The following is a 16,881-nucleotide window of genomic DNA, read 5'->3' as shown; positions in this document are numbered from 1 at the left end:
CCAGTCCATCGGTGCGTCCCATGTTCAATAAACGCTTGAAGCAGGAGCTGTCGGCTCTTCGCGAAGAACTCTCCAGCCTGCAGCAAGTGAAGGAAAGCCTGGAAAGCGAGATGCTCGTGCTGACCCTCGATATTGACGGGAGGGTGCAGTCGGTCAACCAGAACTTCCTCGGCGAGATGCACTACAAGAGCAACGAGCTGATCGGCCGGCACATCGAAGAGATCGTTCCGGATCATGTGAAAAACGACGAATTCCAGCTACGTTTCAAGACCGCACTGAGTCGGGGCGAGCACTTTGCCGGTGCCGTGCGTCTGTTGCGTGGCACTGGCCAGGAAGCCTGGTTGCGTTCAATTGTGCAGCCCGTGCGCACGGCGGACGGGCGGATCAAGCATTTTTCGATTTTCTCCAGCGACCTGACCCGCACCATCGAGGCCTCCCGTGAGCATGAAAACCTGATCGGTGCACTGGTGCGTTCGACAGCGGTGATCGAGTTCGACCTCAATGGCAATGTGCTGACCGCCAACGAGCGCTTTCTCAGTGGCATGGGCTACAGCCTGGCGCAGATCAAGGGCAAGCATCACCGTACTTTTTGCTTTCCCGAGGACTACAACAGCGCCGAATACCAGGCGTTCTGGCGCCGTCTGAACACCGGAGAGTTCGTGGCCGAACGTTTCAAGCGCGTCGACAGCCACGGTCGTACAGTCTGGCTGGAGGCCTCCTACAACCCGGTGACCGATGCCAACAATAAACTCTACAAAGTGGTGAAATTCGCCACGGTGATCACCGATCAGGTCAACCAGGAGCAAGCGGTGGCCGAAGCGGCCAACATTGCCTACGGCACCTCGCAGCAAACCGATCAAAGCGCCCAGCGCGGCAACGCCGTGGTGACGCAGGCGGTGGATGTGATGCGTGACCTGGCCAGGCACATGCAAACCGCTGTCGATGGCATCGAAGCCTTGAATGAGCAATCACTGGTAATTGGCACCATCGTCAAGACCATCAGCGGGATTGCCGAACAAACCAACCTGCTGGCGCTCAACGCGGCCATCGAAGCGGCCCGTGCCGGTGAGCAGGGACGAGGTTTTGCCGTGGTGGCGGACGAGGTTCGGCAACTGGCTTCGCGCACCAGCCAGGCCACCGACGAGATTGTCCTCGTGGTGCGGCAAAACCAGGACATGGCGCGCAACGCCGTGGCCCTGATGGCCGACGGTAAGCTCCAGGCGGAACAGGGCCTGGCGCTGGCGGCGGAAGCAGGCTCGGTGATCGTCGAGATCCAGGATGGCGCGCAGAAAGTGGTCAATGCAGTGGGGCAGTTTGCCAATCAGTTGGCGATCTGACTCCCTGCGAGCCGCTGGACGGCAGGACCTTGCAGTCGTAACGTGGCGGCTACCCAGGTTGCAAGCCATCCACGATGAGGTCAGGCAATGAGTAAACTGCGTGTGGGCGTTATTTTCGGGGGCCGCTCGACCGAGCACGAGGTGTCGCTGCAGTCGGCGAAAAACATTGTCGATGCACTGGATCGCTCGCGCTTCGAGCCGGTGTTGATCGGCATCGACAAGCAAGGCCATTGGCACCTCAACGACCCCTCGAACTTCCTGCTGAACCAGGAAAATCCGGCCCTGATCGCGCTCAATCAATCCAATCGCGAATTGGCCGTGGTTCCGGGCAAGGCCCACCAGCAATTGGTGGAAACCGCCGGTGCCGATCTGTTGGGTCACGTCGACGTGATATTCCCCATCGTCCACGGCACCCTTGGCGAAGACGGTTGCCTGCAGGGATTGCTGCGCATGGCCGACTTGCCGTTTGTCGGTTCCGATGTGCTGGGTTCGGCGGTCTGCATGGACAAGGACATCAGCAAGCGCCTGTTGCGTGATGCCGGCCTGGCCGTCACGCCGTTCGTCACCCTGACCCGCGCCAGCGCCGCGCGCACAGGCTTTGCCGAGGTCAGCGGCAAGCTCGGCCTGCCGCTGTTCGTCAAGCCGGCCAACCAGGGTTCTTCCGTCGGTGTGAGCAAGGTGAGCGACGAAGCCGAATATGCGGCGGCAGTCGAGCTGGCTTTGAGCTTCGATGAAAAAGTGCTGATCGAGTCGGCGGTCAAGGGCCGAGAGATCGAATGTGCGGTGCTTGGCAACGAAGACGCCATCGCCAGCGGCTGTGGCGAGATCGTGGTGCACAGTGGCTTCTATTCCTACGACAGCAAGTACATCGACGACAAAGCTGCTGAAGTCGTGGTGCCGGCCAATATCAGCGTCGAGTCCAGCGAACGCATTCGCGCGATGGCGGTCGAGGCGTTCCAGCTGCTCGGCTGTTCCGGGCTGGCGCGCGTCGATGTATTTTTGACTGACAGTGGCGAAGTCCTGATCAATGAAATCAACTCCCTGCCAGGCTTCACCCGCATCAGCATGTACCCGAAACTGTGGCAGGCAGCGGGGATGACCTACAGTGAACTGGTCACGCGGCTGATCGAATTGGCGCTGGAAAAACACCAGGCTCGACGGGCGTTGAAAATCAGTCGTTGAGGAAAATGGGCCTGCCTTCGCCCAGGCAGGCCCCTTCACGCTGCAAGCGACTCAATCCCCCAACGTTTCCCCCTCCCGCCGAGGATCAGCCCCACCGGCCAGCGACGCCTTCCCCTGTGCATCCTTGACCCGGACAATCGCCTGGGTGCCGCTGGTCATGTCGATTTCGTTGACGCGGTGGCCCTTGTCCTTGAGTGCCTGGATTAGCGCCGGGCTGAACTGGCCGCTCTCCAGTTCGGTCGGGCCATTTCGGCTGCCGAAGTTGGGCAGGTTGATGGCTGCCTGTGTATCGAGGTTCCAGTCGAGCAGGCCGACGGTGGTTTTGGCCACGTATTCGATGATTTGCGAGCCGCCGGGAGAGCCGAGGCTGGCGACGAATTCGCCACTCTGGCGGTCGAAGATCAGCGTTGGGGCCATGGACGAGCGCGGACGCTTGCCGGGTTCGACGCGGTTGGCGACTTTCTGGCCGTTCTCTTCGGGAATGAACGAGAAGTCGGTCATCTCGTTGTTGAGCAGGAAGCCCTGGACCATCACATGCGAGCCGAAAGCGGATTCGATGGTGGTGGTCATCGACACCGCGCCGCCCTGGTCATCGACCGCCACCACTTGCGAGGTGGAGATGCGCAGGGGGGAGCGGTCTGGCGCGTAGGCGACCTGGATGCCCGGTGGCGTGCCGGGCTTGGCCGTGCCCATGCTGAGCTCGCCGACCAGTGCCGCCCGGCTGGCCAGGTAAGCCGGGTCGATCAAGCCCTTGACGGGCACTGGCACGAAGTCCGAGTCGGCGACGTACTGCGCGCGATCGGCATAGGCCAGGCGCTCGACTTCGCTGATCAGGTGCACGGCCTCGGCGGTCGGTTCGAAACCGGCGGCGGTGCTGGCTTTCACCGGTCGCATTGGCGCCAGGGCCCAGCGCTTGTCGCGTGTCTCCAGAGCTTGCAGCGTGCCGAGGATCTGCGCCATGGCGATCCCGCCCGAGGACGGTGGCGGCATGCCACAGACCTGCCAACGCTTGTAGTCGGTGCACAAGGGCGCGCGCTCCTTGGCGCTGTAGTTGGCCAGGTCGGTCAGCGACAGACTGCCCGGGTTGGCGTGACCCTGGACCTTGGCCACGATCTCTTGCGCAATGGGCCCTTTGTATAAGGCATCCGGCCCTTCCTTGGCGATGCGTTGCAACGCAGCGGCCAAGGGCGGATTCTTCAACAGGGTGCCGCTGGCTTTCGGGCTGCCATCGGCATTCAGGAAGTAGGCCGTCATTTCCGCAGAGCGCTTTATGGACGAATCCGCAGCGATCAACCGATGCAGGCGAGGCGAGATGACAAAGCCTTGATCGGCCAATTCGATGGCGGGCTCGAACAGCTGCGCCCATGGCAAACGACCGTGTTTGCGATGGGCCAGCTCAAGGGCTCGCAACACCCCGGGAGTTCCCACCGAGCGCCCGCCAATCTGTGCCTGGGTGAAGGGCATCGGCTGGCCATCGGCCTGCAGGAACAGTTTCTCGGTGGCACCGGCCGGTGCGGTTTCGCGCCCGTCGTAGGCGCGCACGGATTGGCCATCCCAGAGCACGATCAACGCGCCGCCACCGATGCCCGAGGACTGCGGTTCGACCAGCGTCAGAACCGCTTGCATGGCAATGGCGGCATCGATGGCCGAACCGCCCCGACGCAGCATCTCGCGCCCGGCTTCGGCTGCCAATGGGTTGGCGGCTGCGGCCATGTGGCGTGAAGCGTGTCGGGTCTGCAGGTCGGTACGATAACCGGACGCGTTTTCCGGTGCCGTGGGCAGCGTCGGGGCGGACGCGTTGTGGCAGGCACCAAGGGTCAGCGCGGTGATGATCAGCGCCAGGGCTGGCAGGCGCGCGCGACTCGAATGGGAGGCTGGGAACATGGGGGCACTCCGTCCGTGGGATAAATATACCGGGGACTGTATCGGTGACCTCGCAGTGACGCAAACCAGGTCCCGTGGTCGCTCTTCATCAATCGACGGATTTTCTGTAGGGTCATTGCCAGCGATCACCCCACAAGACCCACAAGAGGCAGCCATGCACAGCGAGTTTCCAGCCCAGCCCAGCTACCGTTCCCAGCGCGAACAATTCCTGGCGGCGGCAACCGCGGCCGGTGCGACGCTGAGCGAGTATCCCCATCCTCTCAAGGGGCCATCAGGCGAGGCCTTGGGCACCGATGTAGCGGTACTCGGCGATCCTGGCGCTAAACGCCTGCTGATCGCGCTGAGCGGTACTCACGGGGTCGAGGGCTTCTATGGCTCGGGTTGCCAGATCAAGTGGCTGCAGGAGCTCGGTAAGCGCTCATTGCCGACGGATGTCGCCGTGGTGATGATTCATGCGATCAATCCCTGGGGCATGGCGTGGCTGCGTCGGGTCAATGAAGACAACATCGACCTGAACCGCAATCACCTGGACTTCGATCGTGCGCTGCCGGACAACCAGGCTTATGACGCGCTGCATGAAATTTATGCCTGCACGCAGTTGCGCGGGCCTGAGCGAGATCGGGCCGATGCCTTGCTGGATGAGCAAATCCGCCTGCACGGATGGCCCGCGGTCATGTCGATTGTTGAAGGTGGCCAGCATGCGCACCCGGACGGATTGTTCTTCGGCGGGGTGGCGCCCAGTTGGTCGAACCGTACATTGCAGCAGATCATGCAAAAGCACGTGGCCCATGCCGACGTCGCCCTGTGTTTCGACTTGCACACCGGGGCCGGGGAGTATGGGCATCCGATGTTGTTGACGATCACCGAAGCGGCTTATCCGGCGCTGGCCGATGCCCAGGCAATTTACGGTCCGTGGCTCTACACGTTGCACACCGGCGCCGACACCCTGAGCGAAACCGGTGTTGCAGCCACTGCGACCGGCTACACCTCGCAGGCGTTGCTCAATGCGCTGCCGCAGGTGCGGTTGATGCCGTTCGTGATCGAGTGCGGGACTTATCCGGGGCCGGACGTCCATCGACATCTGCGCGATGACCACTGGTTGCATCTGCACGGTAATGTCCACGATGCGCAGGGGCGAGAGATCAAGTTGAATCTGCTTGAACAGTTCTATCCGGCCGATAGCGATTGGCAGGCCATGGTCTGGCTGCGTACCTGGCAGATCTGGGAGCGGGCGTTGTCGGCGCTACCGGCGATTCGTTGCTGATGATGACGATGATGGTGTAGGAGCGAGCATGCTCGCGATGGACTCAAATGCACCGCGGGGGAACCTGACTCCCCGCGTTATCGTTCAAGTCCATCGCGAGCATGCTCGCTCCTACAAGGGAGCAGCCATTTTCTTGAGGCATAAAAAAACGGCTTACCTTTCGGTAAGCCGTTTTTAGCACTTGGTGGCTACACAGGGACTTGAACCCCGGACCCCAGCATTATGAATGCTATGCTCTAACCAACTGAGCTATGTAGCCAAGATGGCGCGCATTATTCACCGGTAATGCAGATGCGTCAAGCGTAAATTTAAAATATTTCTCTACACTTTCAACCGCTTATCTTCCTGAGCCGAAAAAACGGGGCGGAGGAGGGTATCGATCGAGTGGAAATCTGCCCAATACCGAGGTCGTTAGCAGGCTAAGGGGATGGCGCTGCCGCAACGAAAAATGGCACATTGACGCACCTGCCCGTGTGCACCCCTCTGTTTTTCGGAAATTTCATGGCTATCAGCAACGTTCAGCCCGCCACTGCGGCGGCGTCCGCGCCTTCACAAAGCAGCCCTCTGGTCATGCGCATCATCGGCGCGGTGGCACTGGCGCACCTGATCAACGACCTGATTCAATCGGTGCTGCCGTCGATCTACCCGATGCTCAAGGCCAACTATGGCCTGACGTTCACCCAGGTCGGCCTGATCACCCTGACCTTCCAGCTGACCGCTTCGCTGCTGCAACCCTGGGTCGGCTACCACACTGACCGCCATCCCAAGCCCTGGCTGTTGCCAGCCGGTACGGTCTGCACTTTGATCGGCATCGTGATGATGTCGGTGGTCGGCAGCTTCCCGCTGATTCTGCTGGCGGCGGGCTTGATCGGCATTGGCTCCTCGACCTTTCACCCGGAAGCTTCTCGCGTGGCGCGGCTGGCCTCGGGGGGGCGGTTTGGCCTGGCACAATCGACCTTCCAGGTCGGGGGCAACGCGGGCTCGGCGTTCGGTCCGTTGCTGGCGGCGGCGATCATCATCCCTTACGGCCAAGGGAATGTGGCCTGGTTCGGCTTGTTCGCGGTGTTTGCACTGTTCGTGCTGTACCGGATCAGTCGCTGGTACGCCAACCACTTGAACCTGTTCAAGCTCAAGCAGGGCCAGGCAGCGACCCACGGCCTGTCCAAGGGGCGGGTGACCAGCGCGCTGGTGGTGCTCGGGCTGCTGGTGTTCTCCAAATACTTCTACATGTCCAGCCTCACCAGTTATTTCACCTTCTACCTGATAGAGAAGTTCGACCTGTCGGTGGCCAGTTCGCAGCTGCACCTGTTCCTGTTTCTCGGTGCGGTGGCCGCGGGGACCTTCTTCGGCGGGCCCATCGGCGACAAAATCGGGCGCAAGGCGGTGATCTGGTTCTCGATCCTGGGCGTTGCGCCGTTCACATTGCTGCTGCCGCATGTGGACCTGTTCTGGACCACTGTCCTGAGTGTAGTCATCGGCTTCATCCTCGCCTCAGCCTTCTCGGCCATCGTGGTGTACGCCCAGGAGTTGGTGCCAGGCAATGTCGGGATGATTGCCGGGGTGTTCTTCGGCCTGATGTTCGGCTTCGGTGGGATTGGCGCGGCGCTGCTGGGCCACCTGGCGGACATACACGGCATCGAATACGTGTACTTCCTGTGTTCATTCCTGCCGTTATTGGGTGTATTGGCGATTTTCCTGCCACGCGCCAAAAAGGCCTGATCACCTGCCACTAAGCCGTTAGCGCGAGCTTGCACAAGACTTCCGGCTGAAAAGCCGGATAATGGCGGCCATTCGTTTGCTCGCTATTGTGGTATCCCGCATGGAAATCAAGGTCAATTTTCTCGACAACCTTCGACTTGAAGCCAAGTTCGATGACTTCACCGTGGTGGCCGACCAGCCTATCCGCTATAAGGGCGATGGCTCGGCACCGGGTCCGTTCGACTACTTCCTGGCTTCGTCGGCGTTGTGTGCGGCTTACTTTGTGAAGTTGTACTGCGACACTCGCAATATCCCTACCGAAAACATCCGACTGTCGCAGAACAACATCGTCGACCCGGAAAACCGCTACAACCAGATTTTCAAGATTCAGGTCGAGTTGCCGGCAGATATCTCCGACAAAGACCGTCAGGGCATCTTGCGCTCCATCGACCGCTGCACCGTCAAAAAGGTGGTGCAGGCCGGGCCTGAGTTCGTGATTGAAGAGGTGGAGAACCTGGATGCCGACGCCCAGGCGTTGCTGATGCCGGCTTCCATTTCAGGTTCAGGGGCGGGCACCTACATCGTGGGCAAAGACCTGCCGCTGGAACAGACCATTGCCAACATGTCGGGCATTCTGGCCGACCTGGGCATGAAGATCGAAATCGCTTCGTGGCGCAATATCGTGCCCAATGTATGGTCGCTGCATATCCGCGATGCGCACTCGCCTATGTGCTTTACCAATGGCAAGGGCGCGACCAAAGAGGGCGCGTTGGCGTCGGCCTTGGGCGAGTTCATCGAGCGGTTGAACTGTAACTTCTTCTACAACGATCAGTTCTGGGGAGAGGACATCGCCAATGCGGCGTTTGTACACTACCCGAACGAACGCTGGTTCCAGCCTGGCCCTAAAGATGAACTGCCGCCGGAGATTCTCGACGCCTACTGCCTGCGGGTTTACAACCGCGATGGCGAGTTGCGTGGCTCGCATCTGATCGACACCAACTCGGGCAACGAAGAGCGCGGCATCTGTTCGCTGCCGTATGTACGCCAGTCAGACGGCGAGGTGGTGTATTTCCCCTCCAACCTGATCGAAAACCTGTACCTGAGCAATGGCATGAGCGCCGGTAATACGCTGGCCGAAGCGCAGGTGCAGTGCTTGTCGGAAATCTTCGAGCGCGCGGTAAAGCGCGAAATCATCGAAGGTGAATTTGCCCTGCCGGATGTGCCGGCCGACGTGCTGGCGAAATACCCCGCGATACTGGCCGGTATCCAGGCGCTGGAAGAGCAGGGGTTCCCTGTGTTGGTGAAGGATGCGTCCCTGGGGGGCGAGTTCCCGGTAATGTGCGTCACCTTGATGAACCCGCGTACCGGTGGTGTATTCGCCTCGTTCGGCGCGCACCCGAGCCTGGAAGTGGCGCTGGAACGCAGCCTGACGGAGTTGTTGCAGGGCCGCAGCTTCGAAGGCCTCAATGACTTGCCCCTGCCGACCTTTGAAGGCCATGCGGTGACTGAGCCTAACAACTTCGTCGAGCACTTCATCGATTCGAGCGGCGTGGTGTCGTGGCGCTTCTTCAGTGCCCAGTCCGATTACGAATTCGTGGAGTGGGACTTCTCCGGCCAGGGTGAAAACTCCAATGCCGAGGAAGCCGCGACCTTGTTCGGCATTCTCGAAGGCATGGGCAAAGAAGTGTACATGGCGGTGTATGAGCACATCGGCGCGACGGCCTGCCGCATTCTGGTGCCGGATTACTCGGAAATTTATCCGGTTGACGACCTGATCTGGGATAACACCAACAAAGCGCTGTTTTTCCGTGAGGACATCCTCAATCTGCACAGCCTGGACAAGGCCGGCCTGAAGTCACTGCTCAAGCGTCTGGAAGACAGCGAGCTGGATGACTACACCGACATCACCACCTTGATCGGCATCGAATTCGACGACAATACCGTCTGGGGTCAGTTGACGATCCTGGAGTTGAAGTTGTTGCTCAATCTCGTCTTGCAGAAATTTGAAGAGGCCAAGGAGCTGGTGGAAATGTTCCTCCAGTACAACGACAACACGGTCGAGCGCGGCTTGTTCTACCAGGCCGTGAACGTGGTGCTGGAGATGGAACTGGACGAGGACCTGGAGCTGGCCGATTACGAGGCCAACTTCCGCCGGATGTTCGGCAACGAGCGCATGGACGCCGCGATCGGCTCCGTGAACGGCAGCGTGCGCTTCTTCGGCTTGACGCCTACCAGCATGAAGCTGGAAGGCCTCGACAGGCATCTGCGACTGATCGAGAGCTACAAGAAACTGCACGCGGCGCGCGCGAAGGTGACGGGCTAACCCCGTTTAAAGCGCCCACAAAAAAAGCACCCCAGGGTGCTTTTTTTGTTAATGGTTGCGAACGTCAGACGTTGAAGCGGAAGTGCATCACGTCGCCGTCCTTGACGATGTAATCCTTGCCTTCCAGGCGCCATTTGCCTGCTTCCTTGGTACCGGCTTCACCCTTGTACTGGATGAAGTCGTTGTAGGCGATCACTTCGGCGCGGATGAAGCCCTTTTCGAAGTCGGTATGGATCACGCCTGCAGCTTGTGGTGCGGTAGCACCGACTCGCACGGTCCAGGCGCGGACTTCTTCGACACCGGCGGTGAAGTAAGTCTGCAGGTGCAGCATTTCGTAGCCAGCGCGGATCACGCGGTTCAGGCCAGGCTCTTCGAGGCCCAGGGCTTCGAGGAACATGTCTTTCTCTTCACCGTCATCGAGCTCGGCGATTTCCGCTTCGATCTTGTTGCACACCGGAACAACCATGGCGCCTTCTTCTTCGGCGATGGCCTTGACCACGTCCAGGTGCGGGTTGTTCTCGAAACCGTCTTCAGCGACGTTGGCGATGTACATGACCGGCTTGGTGGTCAGCAGGTGGAAGCCCTTGATCACCGCCTTCTCGTCGGTGCCCATGTTCTTCATCAGGCTGCGCGCCGGCTTGCCTTCGGTGAAGTGCGAGATCAATTGCTCCAGCAGGCCTTTCTGGACCACTGCGTCCTTGTCGCCGCCCTTGGCGTTGCGCGCGACTTTCTGCAGTTGCTTCTCGCAGCTGTCGAGGTCGGCGAAGATCAGTTCCAGGTCGATGATTTCGATGTCGCGTTTGGGGTCGACGCTGTTGGAGACGTGAATCACGTTCTCGTCTTCGAAGCAGCGGACCACGTGGGCGATGGCATCGGTTTCACGGATGTTGGCCAAAAACTTGTTGCCCAGGCCTTCACCTTTCGACGCGCCGGCCACGAGACCTGCGATGTCGACGAATTCCATGGTGGTCGGCAGGATGCGCTTTGGATTGACGATTTCCGCCAGGGCCTGCAGGCGCGGATCCGGCATCGGCACGATACCGCTGTTGGGCTCGATGGTGCAGAAGGGGAAGTTCTCGGCCGCGATACCGGATTTGGTCAGGGCGTTGAACAGGGTGGACTTGCCGACGTTAGGCAGGCCGACGATGCCGCAATTGAATCCCATGGTGTTTCCCCTCGGGTAAAAGTCAGGCCTTCTGGCTGTGCAGGTTTTTCATCGCGCGGTTCCATTCACCGGCGAGGATATCCGGCAGCACGCCGAGGGCAAAGTCGATGCTGGCATCGAGTTTTTCCTGTTCGGCGCGTGGCGCACGACCCAGGACGAAATTTGAAACCATGCTGGCGACGCCCGGGTGACCGATGCCAAGCCGCAGGCGGTGGAAAGTGTTCTGATTGCCCAGTTGCGCAATGATGTCGCGCAAACCGTTATGACCGCCATGGCCGCCGCCCACTTTGAGTTTGGCAACGCCCGGAGGAAGATCGAGTTCGTCGTGTGCCACGAGGATTTCTTCAGGCTTGATGCGGAAGAAACCTGCAAGGGCCGCCACGGCCTGGCCGCTACGGTTCATGTACGTGGTGGGAATCAGCAGACGAACATCCTGACCCTGATGCGAAAAGCGCCCGGTCAGGCCGAAATATTTGCGGTCCGCCACAAGATTCACACCTTGTGCGTTCGCGATGCGCTCAACAAAAAGGGCCCCTGCGTTATGCCGGGTCTGTTCGTATTCAGCGCCTGGATTTCCCAAGCCAACGATCAGTTTAATGGCAGTCACGATAGGGGCCCTTCATTGGAGTGGTGGATAACATCGCCGCAATCAGGGAGTGCGGCGAAAGTGGACGAAAATTGCTCATTTACCATGATGTAAACTCCGCGTTCTCGCCCGCTTTCTCGCTACGCTCTAGTCCGCGATGTTTCCGGTCACTCCGGCAGCGCAGAGTAAATTACTCTGCAGCGCCTTCTGCAGCTTCTGGAGCAACACGTGGAGCGTGGACGTTGGCAACAGCCTTGTCATCGCCGTGTGCCAGAGCAACAAACTCAACGCCTTTAGGGGCTTTGAGGTCGGACAGGTGAATGATCGAACCGATTTCAGCGTCAGCCAGGTCGACTTCGATGAACTCAGGCAGATCTTTCGGCAGGCAGGAAACTTCGATCTCGGCAACAACGTGCGAGATTTCGCCGCCTTTCTTGGTCGGTGCTTCTTCGTTGATGAAGTGCACTGGAACGATAGCGGTCAGCTTCTGGCCGGCAACTACGCGTACGAAGTCAGCGTGCATCACGTGGCCTTTGGCCGGGTGACGTTGCAGAGCTTTGATTACGACGTTTTGCTTGGTGCCACCAACGTTCAGCTCGATGATGTGGCTGTAAGCCGCTTCGTTTTCGAGCAGTTTGGCAACTTCTTTGGCCAGCATGCTGATGGATTCAGGGGCTTTGTCGCCACCGTAAACTACAGCTGGAACCAGGCTTGCGAGACGACGCAGGCGGCGGCTCGCACCTTTCCCCAGGTCGGAACGCACTTCAGCATTCAGAGTAAAATCGTTCATGTTGTATCTCCAAAATAACCACACTCGCCCCAGCGTTTGCGACCAGCGCTAAAGGCGATATGGGCAAAAAAGCCCCGCCCCGACAGGAATGCCGGGGCGGGGCGCTTTTCGTCAACGAGACATTTCGAGAAGGGCAGGGCCCTTAGCGGAACATCGCGCTGATCGATTCTTCATTGCTGATGCGGCGAACCGCCTCGGCAACTACCGGTGCGATATCCAGTTGGCGGATACGCGCACAGGCTTGTGCTGCAGCGGACAGCGGGATGGTGTTAGTCACCACCAGCTCGTCCAGCACGGAATTTTCGATGTTTTCGATCGCGCGACCGGACAACACAGGGTGCGTGCAGTAGGCGAAAACCTTGGCAGCGCCATGCTCTTTCAAGGCCTTGGCCGCGTGGCACAGGGTGCCGGCGGTATCGACCATGTCATCGACCAGAATACAGGTACGCCCTTCGACATCACCGATGATATGCATCACTTCAGAGTGATTGGCTTTCTCACGGCGTTTGTCGATGATCCCGAGATCCACGCCCAGGGATTTGGCAACGGCACGTGCACGCACGACGCCACCAATGTCCGGGGATACGATCATCAGGTTTTCGAAGCGCTGATCTTCAATGTCATCCACCAGAACCGGGGAGCCGTAGATGTTATCTACCGGAATATCGAAGAAACCCTGGATTTGGTCAGCATGCAGATCAACCGTGAGAACACGGTCGATACCGACTACGGTAAGCATGTCAGCCACGACTTTCGCGCTGATAGCTACACGTGCGGAACGCGGACGGCGATCCTGGCGGGCATAACCAAAGTAAGGAATAACAGCAGTGATACGAGTAGCCGAGGAGCGGCGGAAGGCATCAGCCATCACTACCAGTTCCATCAGGTTATCGTTGGTCGGAGCGCAAGTCGGCTGAATAATGAAGACATCTTTACCGCGGACGTTTTCATTGATCTCGGCTGTAATTTCGCCGTCGGAGAATTTACCGACAGAGATGTCACCGAGAGGGATATGCAGCTGACGTACGACACGCCGAGCCAGATCGGGGTTAGCATTCCCCGTAAAGACCATCATCTTGGACACGCGCAGTACCTAGAGGCTGAGGGTAACCTGGATGAGTATAGAAAATGGCAGGGGCGGCTGGATTCGAACCAACGCATGGCAGGATCAAAACCTGCTGCCTTACCGCTTGGCGACGCCCCTGTATCTGTTGCAACGATTACCCAGTAATCGGTTCCTTTAGAGCAGACTTTGCAGCTTGCGATGCAAAATCGAGATGTTGCTTCCTTTTGCTACAAACCCTGTAAGGGTCTCTGTAAGAAGGGCCGAGACTTTATCAGCTTCAGCTTTGCTTGGGAAGCCCCCAAACACACAACTTCCAGTTCCGGTGAGTTTTGCTTCGGTAAAATTACCTAACAAATTCAATGCGTTACGTACATCTGGATAACGCCTTGCTACCACCGGCAAGCAGTCATTTCGACTGTTTCCCTTGGGAACGGGGCGCACTTTAATGGGAGGAGTGTTACGTGTCAACAACGGATCTGAAAAAATTTCTGCCGTACTTACAGAGACTTGCGGCACCAGCACGAGATACCAGGGTTCCTCCGGGTCGACAGGGGTCAGTTTCTCGCCCACGCCCTCGGCGAAAGCCGCATGGCCGCGCACGAAAACCGGGACATCGGCGCCCAGCGTCAAGCCCAGCGCGGCCAGCCGATCCTCGTCCCAACCCAGTTGCCAGAGGTGATTGAGGCCGAGCAGGGTGGTGGCGGCATTCGAACTGCCGCCGCCGATGCCGCCGCCCATGGGCAGGACTTTATCGATCCAGATATCAATACCGAGCGAGCAGCCGGATTGCGCCTGAAGTTTTTTCGCGGCCTTGACGATCAAGTTACTGTCGTGGGGGACGCCTTCGAACTCGGTGTGCAGGCAAATGACACCGTCGTCGCGCACGGCAAAGGTGATTTCGTCGCCGTAGTCGAGAAATTGAAACAGCGTCTGTAGCTCATGGTAGCCGTCTTCGCGGCGACCCAGAATGTGCAGCATCAAATTGAGTTTGGCCGGCGACGGCAGGGTCAGGCGATTGGCTGGCATGTCATTGCCCCAATTTGCGTGGTTGCCAGGCCTTGATCACCAGCGTGACATCCAGGTCGGTGCCGTGCAGTTTGATCCGCTCGGGCAACCAGTAACCATTCTGCTCGGTGTAGGCCGTGTACTCGACCTGCCAGCCGTCCTGTTCGAGGTTGGCCAGACGGCTGTCGCCATCGAGCGTCAGGCGGCTTTTGCTGTCCGGTGCGGGGAGCCCGCGGACCCACCAGGCCAGGTTGGAAACCGGCAGCTTCCAGCCCAGCTGTTCTTCAAGCAGGGCATCCGGGGAAGGCGCTTCGTAGCGTCCCTGATTAGCGACCTCCAGGGAAACCTTGCCCGGACGCCCGGTCAGGCGCGCTGCACCGCGACCCAATGGGCCCGAGAGGCGGATGTCGTAGTACTCCTGGCGTTGCAGCCAGAACAGCGTGCCGCTGCCGGAGTCCTTGGGCGCACGGATGCCGATCTTGCCGTCGATCTGCCAGCCATCAAGACTCGCAAGTTGCAGTTTGTGCTCGCGCCATTGCGCTGGGCTGCCGTGGCCCACGACCGATTCGCGGGCAGTGAAACCCGCACAGCCGGCGAGCAGGGCGATAAAACTGAAAACGATGAGGTGGCGCAAAAACATAATCTTAAAGAGTCTCTGATCCGGTCAGGCGCTTGATGGTACTGCGCAGGGTAGGGCTGTCGGGCTGATCCTTGAGGAACTTGCCCCAGATTTGCCGCGCTTCGCGTTGCTTGCCATTGGCCCACAGGACTTCACCGAGGTGGGCGGCGACTTCCTGGTCGGGGAAGCGCTCCAGGGCCTGGCGCAGCAGGCGCTCGGCTTCGTCGAGATTGCCCATGCGGTAGTTCACCCAGCCGAGGCTGTCGAGAACCGCCGGGTCTTCCGGAGTGATCCGGTGCGCTTGCTCGATCAGCGCCTTGGCTTCGGCGTACCGCGTCGTGCGGTCAGACAGGGTATAACCGAGGGCGTTCAATGCCATGGCATTGTCTGGATCGCGCTTGATGATCAGGCGCAGGTCTTTTTCCATTTGTGCCAGGTCATTGCGTTTTTCCGCCTGCATGGCGCGGGTATAAAGCAGATTCAGGTCGTCCGGGTATTTTTGCAGGGCTTGTTCCAGGACTTTCCAGGCCTTGTCCCCCTGTTTGTTGGCGGACAGGGTTTCGGCTTCGATCAGGTACAACTGGATCGCATAGTCCGGTTGCTCATCGCGCTCTGCCGCCAGCTTGCGCTGGGCTTCGGCAGTCTTGCCGTTATTCATCAGAATGTCGGCCTGACGCAGTTGTGCAGGCAAATAGTCGTTACCCGGGCCGACCTGGCCGTACTCGATCAGCGCGCCTTGGGGATCGTTACGTTCTTCAGCAATGCGCCCAAGGTTCAGGTGCGCCGAGTCGACATGGCTGTCACGGGCGATCAGGTCTTCAAGGTAGCCCTTGGCCTCGTCCCAGGCCTTGGCCTCCAGGCAGACGAGCGCCAGGGAATAACGCAGGTCGTCGTCTTCGGGGTATTGCTGCACCAGGCTTGAGAACTCGGCCTTGGCATCATCCATGCGGTCCTGTTCAACCAGCATGCGCGCGTAAGTCAGGCGAAGGCGCTTGTCATCCGGATACTTCTTGATGCTTTTTTGCAGCAGGGGCAAGGCTTCGTCGCCGCGATCAAGGGACTGCAGCAAGCGTGCGCGCAGCAGGATGGGGGCGATTTCTCCATCGTCCGGCGGATTGTCTTCCAGCAGGGTCAGTGCGCCTTTGGTGTCGCCATCCTGTTGCAGCAGCAAAGCCTTGCCGAAAATCAGCTGGCCGTTGTTCGGGTGGCGCTGCAGCAAACGGTCAAAACTTTTCATCAGGCCATTGCGCGTGTCCTGGTCGGTATCGGCCGCGGACAGAGCGAGGAAGTCGAAATGGGTATCGCCCTTGCCCTGCAGCACTTTCTCCATGTAGACCATGGAATCGTCATAGCGCCCGGCGCGTGCCAACTGCACGGCGGCGGCCCGCTGGGCCTCAAGGTCGTCCGGCGCGTTTTTGGCCCAGATCAGTGCCGTGTCCAGGGCGGCCTGGTCGGCGCCCAGGTACTCGGCAATGCGGAATGCCCGCTCGGAGATGCCCGGATCCTGGGTATTGATGGCCTGGGTCACGTAGTTGTCCAGGGCGATGTCGAAACGATTGCGCTGGCCAGCCAGCTCCGCACTCAGCAGGCTGAAGACGGTGTCTTCGCTGAATGAACTGTAGACCTTGGGCTTTTCAGGGGCCGGGGTGGAGTCTTCGACCGGCGACGGGTCATCCGTCGACACGGGAGCCAAGGCCTGGCAGCCGCTGAGAAAGACGAGGGCGAGGAGCAACGCGGAAGATCTATTCATATAGGAAGAGGACGACTAACCTGCGGTCGGATCATCATGACACAAGCCTTCGGTCAAACATAACCGGCCCCGGCAATTTACCGTCACACCCCATGCCCGGCCCCACCCTGTAGGAGCTGCCGCAGGCTGCGATCTTTTGATTTTGCTTTTTCAAGATCAAAAGATCGCAGCCTGCGGCAGCTCCTACAAAGGCTGAAACGAGAATGGATCGC

At 59.5% G+C, this 16,881-nt stretch carries 13 protein-coding genes, 2 tRNA genes and 1 pseudogene; 6 read left to right on the top strand and 10 right to left on the bottom strand.

Annotation, left to right across the window (positions count from 1 at the left end):
* Positions 1 to 20: 20 nt before the first annotated feature.
* From PSUM_RS32775 to ddlA, 3 genes and pseudogenes are all read left to right on the top strand, one after another.
* Positions 21 to 797: pseudogene (locus tag PSUM_RS32775) on the top strand (PAS domain-containing protein); the annotation flags it as partial.
* Positions 777 to 1,337, top strand: coding sequence for a methyl-accepting chemotaxis protein (locus PSUM_RS32770; protein ID WP_404821816.1), 561 nt, complete (start codon positions 777 to 779; stop codon positions 1,335 to 1,337). The pseudogene PSUM_RS32775 and the gene PSUM_RS32770, both read left to right, overlap by 21 nt.
* Positions 1,338 to 1,424: 87 nt before the next feature.
* The gene (gene ddlA / locus PSUM_RS30040; RefSeq protein WP_020799729.1) at positions 1,425 to 2,519 is read left to right on the top strand and encodes a D-alanine--D-alanine ligase; all 1,095 of its coding nucleotides are present in this window, start codon (positions 1,425 to 1,427) and stop codon (positions 2,517 to 2,519) included.
* A 51-nt stretch (positions 2,520 to 2,570) separates the two neighbouring features.
* Here ddlA and ggt read toward each other — a convergent pair whose 3' ends face one another.
* Positions 2,571 to 4,403, bottom strand: a complete 1,833-nt coding sequence (gene ggt / locus PSUM_RS30035) for a gamma-glutamyltransferase (RefSeq protein WP_083349752.1) — start codon at positions 4,401 to 4,403, stop codon at positions 2,571 to 2,573.
* Positions 4,404 to 4,557: 154 nt separating this feature from the next.
* On the opposite strand from ggt, the gene PSUM_RS30030 reads away from it, so the two are divergent.
* Entirely contained in the window at positions 4,558 to 5,667 is a 1,110-nt protein-coding gene (locus tag PSUM_RS30030; RefSeq protein ID WP_033040747.1) for a DUF2817 domain-containing protein, read from the top strand.
* A 182-nt stretch (positions 5,668 to 5,849) separates the two neighbouring features.
* On the opposite strand, the gene PSUM_RS30025 is transcribed toward PSUM_RS30030, so the two are convergent.
* Positions 5,850 to 5,926: transfer RNA gene (locus PSUM_RS30025), tRNA-Met, on the bottom strand.
* 242 nt (positions 5,927 to 6,168) lie between these two features.
* Here PSUM_RS30025 and PSUM_RS30020 point away from each other — a divergent pair.
* Positions 6,169 to 7,386 (top strand): MFS transporter, encoded by a 1,218-nt coding sequence (locus tag PSUM_RS30020; protein ID WP_020799732.1) that lies wholly within the window; start codon positions 6,169 to 6,171, stop codon positions 7,384 to 7,386.
* 100 nt (positions 7,387 to 7,486) lie between these two features.
* Positions 7,487 to 9,688: an OsmC domain/YcaO domain-containing protein gene (locus tag PSUM_RS30015; protein ID WP_020799733.1), complete on the top strand. Its 2,202-nt coding sequence runs from the start codon at positions 7,487 to 7,489 to the stop codon at positions 9,686 to 9,688.
* Positions 9,689 to 9,752: 64 nt separating this feature from the next.
* Here PSUM_RS30015 and ychF read toward each other — a convergent pair whose 3' ends face one another.
* The 8 genes from ychF to PSUM_RS29975 all read right to left on the bottom strand — a co-directional run bounded on the left by ychF (position 9,753) and on the right by PSUM_RS29975 (position 16,669).
* Positions 9,753 to 10,853, bottom strand: a complete 1,101-nt coding sequence (ychF, locus tag PSUM_RS30010; protein ID WP_020799734.1) for a redox-regulated ATPase YchF — start codon at positions 10,851 to 10,853, stop codon at positions 9,753 to 9,755.
* A gap of 22 nt (positions 10,854 to 10,875) precedes the next feature.
* Positions 10,876 to 11,460 carry an aminoacyl-tRNA hydrolase gene (gene pth, locus PSUM_RS30005; protein WP_020799735.1) on the bottom strand — a complete coding sequence of 195 codons (585 nt, stop codon included), beginning with the start codon at positions 11,458 to 11,460 and terminating at the stop codon, positions 10,876 to 10,878.
* Between the two features lie 169 nt (positions 11,461 to 11,629).
* Positions 11,630 to 12,229 carry a 50S ribosomal protein L25/general stress protein Ctc gene (locus tag PSUM_RS30000; protein WP_007981839.1) on the bottom strand — a complete coding sequence of 200 codons (600 nt, stop codon included), beginning with the start codon at positions 12,227 to 12,229 and terminating at the stop codon, positions 11,630 to 11,632.
* 142 nt (positions 12,230 to 12,371) lie between these two features.
* Positions 12,372 to 13,313: a ribose-phosphate pyrophosphokinase gene (locus PSUM_RS29995; RefSeq protein ID WP_003171603.1), complete on the bottom strand. Its 942-nt coding sequence runs from the start codon at positions 13,311 to 13,313 to the stop codon at positions 12,372 to 12,374.
* Between the two features lie 45 nt (positions 13,314 to 13,358).
* Positions 13,359 to 13,433: transfer RNA gene (locus tag PSUM_RS29990), tRNA-Gln, on the bottom strand.
* A gap of 36 nt (positions 13,434 to 13,469) precedes the next feature.
* Positions 13,470 to 14,321, bottom strand: coding sequence for a 4-(cytidine 5'-diphospho)-2-C-methyl-D-erythritol kinase (gene ispE, locus PSUM_RS29985; protein WP_083349751.1), 852 nt, complete (start codon positions 14,319 to 14,321; stop codon positions 13,470 to 13,472).
* Between the two features lies 1 nt (position 14,322).
* On the bottom strand, positions 14,323 to 14,940 hold the full coding sequence (gene lolB / locus PSUM_RS29980) for a lipoprotein insertase outer membrane protein LolB (RefSeq protein WP_020799738.1): 618 nt from the start codon (positions 14,938 to 14,940) through the stop codon (positions 14,323 to 14,325).
* A 4-nt stretch (positions 14,941 to 14,944) separates the two neighbouring features.
* Positions 14,945 to 16,669 carry a tetratricopeptide repeat protein gene (locus PSUM_RS29975; protein WP_042955698.1) on the bottom strand — a complete coding sequence of 575 codons (1,725 nt, stop codon included), beginning with the start codon at positions 16,667 to 16,669 and terminating at the stop codon, positions 14,945 to 14,947.
* Between the last annotated feature and the right edge of the window lie 212 nt (positions 16,670 to 16,881).

It is taken from the genome of Pseudomonas umsongensis, from assembly GCF_002236105.1.
GTDB classification, from domain to species: Bacteria; Pseudomonadota; Gammaproteobacteria; order Pseudomonadales; family Pseudomonadaceae; genus Aquipseudomonas; species Aquipseudomonas umsongensis.
This window is presented reverse-complemented; position numbering and strand designations above follow the sequence as displayed.

What these genes read in the sequence shown, in the direction of transcription:
- ddlA (WP_020799729.1), top strand. Translation starts at nt 1,425, where the DNA reads ATGAGTAAACTGCGTGTGGGCGTTATTTTCGGGGGCCGCTCGACCGAG.
- ggt (WP_083349752.1), bottom strand. Translation starts at nt 4,403, where the DNA reads ATGTTCCCAGCCTCCCATTCGAGTCGCGCGCGCCTGCCAGCCCTGGCG.
- PSUM_RS30030 (WP_033040747.1), top strand. Translation starts at nt 4,558, where the DNA reads ATGCACAGCGAGTTTCCAGCCCAGCCCAGCTACCGTTCCCAGCGCGAA.
- PSUM_RS30020 (WP_020799732.1), top strand. Translation starts at nt 6,169, where the DNA reads ATGGCTATCAGCAACGTTCAGCCCGCCACTGCGGCGGCGTCCGCGCCT.
- PSUM_RS30015 (WP_020799733.1), top strand. Translation starts at nt 7,487, where the DNA reads ATGGAAATCAAGGTCAATTTTCTCGACAACCTTCGACTTGAAGCCAAG.
- ychF (WP_020799734.1), bottom strand. Translation starts at nt 10,853, where the DNA reads ATGGGATTCAATTGCGGCATCGTCGGCCTGCCTAACGTCGGCAAGTCC.
- PSUM_RS30000 (WP_007981839.1), bottom strand. Translation starts at nt 12,229, where the DNA reads ATGAACGATTTTACTCTGAATGCTGAAGTGCGTTCCGACCTGGGGAAA.
- ispE (WP_083349751.1), bottom strand. Translation starts at nt 14,321, where the DNA reads ATGCCAGCCAATCGCCTGACCCTGCCGTCGCCGGCCAAACTCAATTTG.
- lolB (WP_020799738.1), bottom strand. Translation starts at nt 14,940, where the DNA reads ATGTTTTTGCGCCACCTCATCGTTTTCAGTTTTATCGCCCTGCTCGCC.
- PSUM_RS29975 (WP_042955698.1), bottom strand. Translation starts at nt 16,669, where the DNA reads ATGAATAGATCTTCCGCGTTGCTCCTCGCCCTCGTCTTTCTCAGCGGC.